The following is a 3,942-nucleotide window of genomic DNA, read 5'->3' as shown; positions in this document are numbered from 1 at the left end:
ACATTGATGTCACGCAAAGCGACGAAACGTTACCGGGAAAGGCTCATTGATAGCGGTCGACCGGTTCTACCCGTCGTCGAAAACATGTTCGGTCTGTGGGGTGGTCGTCGCGGAGTTGCCGTTGCATGTCCGGGAGTGGGAGTGTGTCTGCGGGGCGGCCCATGATCGGGATGTGAATGCGGCGAAGAACGTTCTGGCCGCAGGGCTTGCGGTGGCTGCCTGTGGAGAGGGAGTGAGACCGCCTCGCTGTTGAAGCGAGGAGGCGTCCGTCGAGGAAGCAGGAACCCGCACCGCGAGATGCGGGAATCATCTCCCTTCAGGAAGGTGAGGATGTCAAGCCTTGTGCGATCCGGTACATGACGACGCGCCGGACTGCAGTGCTGTCGGTGAGGTGCCCAGCAGTAGCAGCAGCCGTCGACGCCGTCCTGTTGACCCTGCTGGGCTGCCTGGTGGGCCTGGTGGAGCCGGCGATCGCGGGCGGAGGACCGCCCGGCGTCGGACCGGCCGTCGGCGATCGCGGCCTGCTCGCCGACGCCGCGGCTGCTGCGGCCGACCCGACGCCAGTAGCGGACGACGCCACCGTGTCCGACCCAAGCCTGTCCGACCCAAGCCTGCCGGGACCCTGGCAGATCGGCTACCGCACGATGCGGATAGTCGACCCGAGCCGCCCAGGCCGGGTTCTCGTCACCTCGCTGTGGTACCCGGCTCGCCCAAGCACGTCCACCGCCCCCGACGCGGCCCCTCCCGGAACGACTGGGACGGTCGCCGGGCCGCGTCCGACGGCCGAAGCCAGTGCGGGCGGGGCCTGCCCCGAGATCGCGGCCGCCGGCCCGGGGCAGCCGGCGTTCTACCCGTTGGCCGGGGACGTCGGGTTCTTCTCGGCCGGCGCGGTGACCGACGCCGCCCCGGCACCGGGCCCGTTCGCCCTCGTCGTGTTTTCCCATGGCAGCGTCGGCAGCCGGGTGCAGTCGGCCTACCTGATGGAGGCGCTGGCCAGCCACGGCTTCCTCGTCGCCGCCCCCGACCATCCCGGCGACACGATGACCGACGCCGCGGCGGGGCGGGAGGAGCGCCAACTCACGCTGGTGACAGATCGGCCCCGCGACCTCTCCTCGGTGATCGACGCGCTGACCGCCACGTCCTGCCCGATCGCGCCGCGGGTCCGCCCCGACGAGATCGGCGTCGTCGGCTTCTCCTTCGGCGGGTTCACCGCGGTCGTGTCGAGCTTCGGCGTCCGATCCGCGTTGGGGGACCCTCGCATCAGGGCGTCGGTGGGGATCGCGGCGCCGACCTTTCCGCTGCCCGCGCCGTCACTCGCCCAGGTGCGCGTGCCCACGCTGTTGATCGGCGCCACCCTGGATCAGGCCATGCCGGCTCCCGAGAACGATGACCGGGCATTCAACCTCCTGGTGGACTCCCACCCGCGGATGACCGTCGCCGTCACCGGCGCCACGCACAACTCGTTCACCGAGATCTGCCGGCAGGCCGGGCTGGTCGGTGCTCCCGGAATCCCGGCCCGGGTGGGCATGCAGGTGGCGCTGACTGCCGCGGCCACCTGCTGGCCGCCACACATCGCCTCCGCCGATGCCCACCGGCTCGCCGACCGCTACACCGTGGCCTTCCTCGCGAGTCACCTGCGGGGCGAATCCGGCTACGCGCGGTACCTCACGGCCCCGAACGCGGGTGGCGCGCTCCTCGCGACCGTCCACACGAGCTCCTGAGGTGTTGCCGGGCTCCGTCGAGATCATGGCCGGCTGCGAGGCGACCATCGCGGACACGGCCCGACCGAGTGCCCTGGGTACTAGCCCGGTCGGGCTACCCGGACCGTGCTATGAAGAGATACAGGTGACCCGCCCCGACATTGCCGGCTACCGTTGGCCAACCGACCGGCGGGCGCCACAATGCGCAGCGCCGGCCGGTTAATCCGGTCGGATCGGTGCCGCACACCCGACCCCGGTGCCCGAGCCGCCCGGTCGGCCGGATCACGTGCGATGCCTACGGGTACGGTGTGGTGCCCCGCAAGGAGGTCGTGGCGATGTCTGCTCGCCAGGTGCGGCGGTTCGAGCTGGAGCGTGAGGTCGACGTCTCGGGGGTGTCGGGGACGGGCGCGGTGGCGTTTGGGGCGCAGGCGCCCGATGGGACCTGCGTGCTGTGGTGGGACTCCGAGCACGACTCCATCGCGATCTACCCGACGATGGAGACCCTGCTCGCCATCCACGGGCACGGCGGGACGACCCGGGTCGTCTACATCGACACGGCCGACCAGCCTCCGTCCGCCGGCGCCGCCGCGACGCCGCCGGCCCCCCGGGGCGCGGCCGGTCGGTCGGGCGGTCAGGTCAAGGGGCGGAAGCAGGCGGTCGCGCGGTCCTGAGGATCGATGGTGTAAAGCGCCAGCGTGCCTGCCATCTCCCGTGGATCGATGCCGTGGTCGAGCATCCGCCGGTGCAGCTCCGCGAGCATGCGCAGGGCGTAGTCGAGCAGGACGGGGGCGATGCCCGCGGGGTGGCGCAGGCCCTGCTCGAACCGCGCGTCGGCGTCGCCGTCGCTGGTCAGCGCGGCGAGGACGCCGAGCCGGATGCGTTCGGCGAGGTCCTCCCAGACTGCCGCGCTCGTGGGCACCTGCGCCCCCCGCCAGATCCCCGGGACGTGCAGTTCCGCGATGAGGAGGGTCGGCTGGCGGCCGGTGCGCAGATGGACGGCCACGACCCACATCGCCATTAGCCAGCACAGCCCGCGCATGGTGTTCAGCGGATCGGCGGCGGCCTGCTCGCGCAGGTGCCGCTCGGACTGTGGCCGGCTCGCCGGCACCAGCCAGCCCCAGGCCAGGCGTTCGATGTCGACGATCTGGACCATCGGCAGGTCGGCGGGATGGGGCCGCCCCAGCGCGGCGGCTCGGCCGGAGTCGACGTCGACGAGCGCGAGCGCCCCAGGGTCGGAAGGGGTCTGCCAGGCCAGACCCGGCGATGGCATGCGGTTCACAATAACCCTAGCCAGAAGGCTTAACCAGGGTGTTGGCCGCACCGTGTGAAAACGGCCACGCGGCCGCCGGGCTGTTTTCTCCGCGTCAGCACGCGGTGCCCGTCGTCCCGTCGCCATTGGGGCCTGTTTCGCGAGCACCGAAGTTTTATCGATCGACGACGTGGCGGTGGAACATCGGGTGGATCGCGAATTCGGTGACGCTGTGCAGGGCGGGCCGCGCCCGCCGGAGCCCGCGGGCCTCCGGCGCCGTGTGCACCGCCCCGGTGGCCAGGAACAGTTCCAGATCGGCGCGGCTCCAGGTGGCCGGGGCTGCGCGGAACGTCTGGAAGACGCCAAGCAGGCCGGGACGCTGGAAGCGGTACTCGGCGGCGATGTCACGCGGCCGCTCGCCTGAATACGTCGATTCGACCGCCTGAATGTCCCGCGGGGTGATGCGAACCGACTTGCGGGAGCTGTGCGTGCGGGCGTAGTCGAGGGCGTGACCACAGTCAGGAGACGACCTCGATAGATGTTCGTATCTCCTGGAGTTTGTAGAGATACTGCAGCTCCCGGGTGCGGACACCGGCCTCGTACCGGCCTGTCTTCACCGACTCGATCCGGCGAATGGTTGTATGCGGATATGCGCGTCCGACGCCGTCGCCACGGCGTGGTTTCGCCCCTCCGGCCGGCATTCGTGCAGGTCGTCAGGGGCGGTGCGGGTTGGGTCGATCCGGCGGGGGATTCCTCCACCCGGTTGCGGCAAGGTAGCCGGGGCCGCCGGCGCCTGCACCCGAAATCTGCGAAAAGTCCGCCCTGACGCTGCGGCCGATGGGCGGCGCTCGCCCACTGTCGGGGCATCGTGCGTTCGTCTTCGTGCGCAGGCATTGACGGGCGGGTCGCGCCGGCCGACCCGGCCGGCGGGCCCGATCACGGTGTCTCTGGGGGTGGCCGGGCTCCGCGGGACCGGCACGTGCCCCGAACGGG

General features: G+C 71.2%; 5 protein-coding genes. 3 read left to right on the top strand and 2 right to left on the bottom strand.

Annotated elements, in window-relative coordinates; all coding sequences use genetic code 11:
* Window positions 1-46: 46 nt before the first annotated feature.
* From G6R25_RS22340 to G6R25_RS22330, 3 genes are all read left to right on the top strand, one after another.
* Complete coding sequence (locus tag G6R25_RS22340) at window positions 47-253, top strand: zinc ribbon domain-containing protein (RefSeq protein WP_163554464.1); 207 nt, start codon at window positions 47-49, stop codon at window positions 251-253.
* 103 nt (window positions 254-356) lie between these two features.
* On the top strand, window positions 357-1,721 hold the full coding sequence (locus tag G6R25_RS22335; protein ID WP_163554463.1) for an alpha/beta hydrolase family protein: 1,365 nt from the start codon (window positions 357-359) through the stop codon (window positions 1,719-1,721).
* A gap of 314 nt (window positions 1,722-2,035) precedes the next feature.
* Window positions 2,036-2,371 (top strand): hypothetical protein, encoded by a 336-nt coding sequence (locus G6R25_RS22330; protein ID WP_163554462.1) that lies wholly within the window; start codon window positions 2,036-2,038, stop codon window positions 2,369-2,371.
* On the opposite strand, the gene G6R25_RS22325 is transcribed toward G6R25_RS22330, so the two are convergent.
* Both G6R25_RS22325 and G6R25_RS22320 read right to left on the bottom strand, forming a co-directional pair.
* Complete coding sequence (locus G6R25_RS22325; protein WP_163554461.1) at window positions 2,332-2,970, bottom strand: hypothetical protein; 639 nt, start codon at window positions 2,968-2,970, stop codon at window positions 2,332-2,334. The genes G6R25_RS22330 and G6R25_RS22325 overlap by 40 nt on opposite strands.
* 154 nt (window positions 2,971-3,124) lie before the next feature.
* Window positions 3,125-3,541 (bottom strand): hypothetical protein, encoded by a 417-nt coding sequence (locus G6R25_RS22320; protein WP_205447361.1) that lies wholly within the window; start codon window positions 3,539-3,541, stop codon window positions 3,125-3,127.
* Window positions 3,542-3,942 lie beyond the last annotated feature (401 nt).

Source organism: Candidatus Frankia alpina (assembly GCF_902806485.1).
Lineage (GTDB): Bacteria > Actinomycetota > Actinomycetes > Frankiales > Frankiaceae > Frankia > Frankia alpina.
This window is presented reverse-complemented; position numbering and strand designations above follow the sequence as displayed.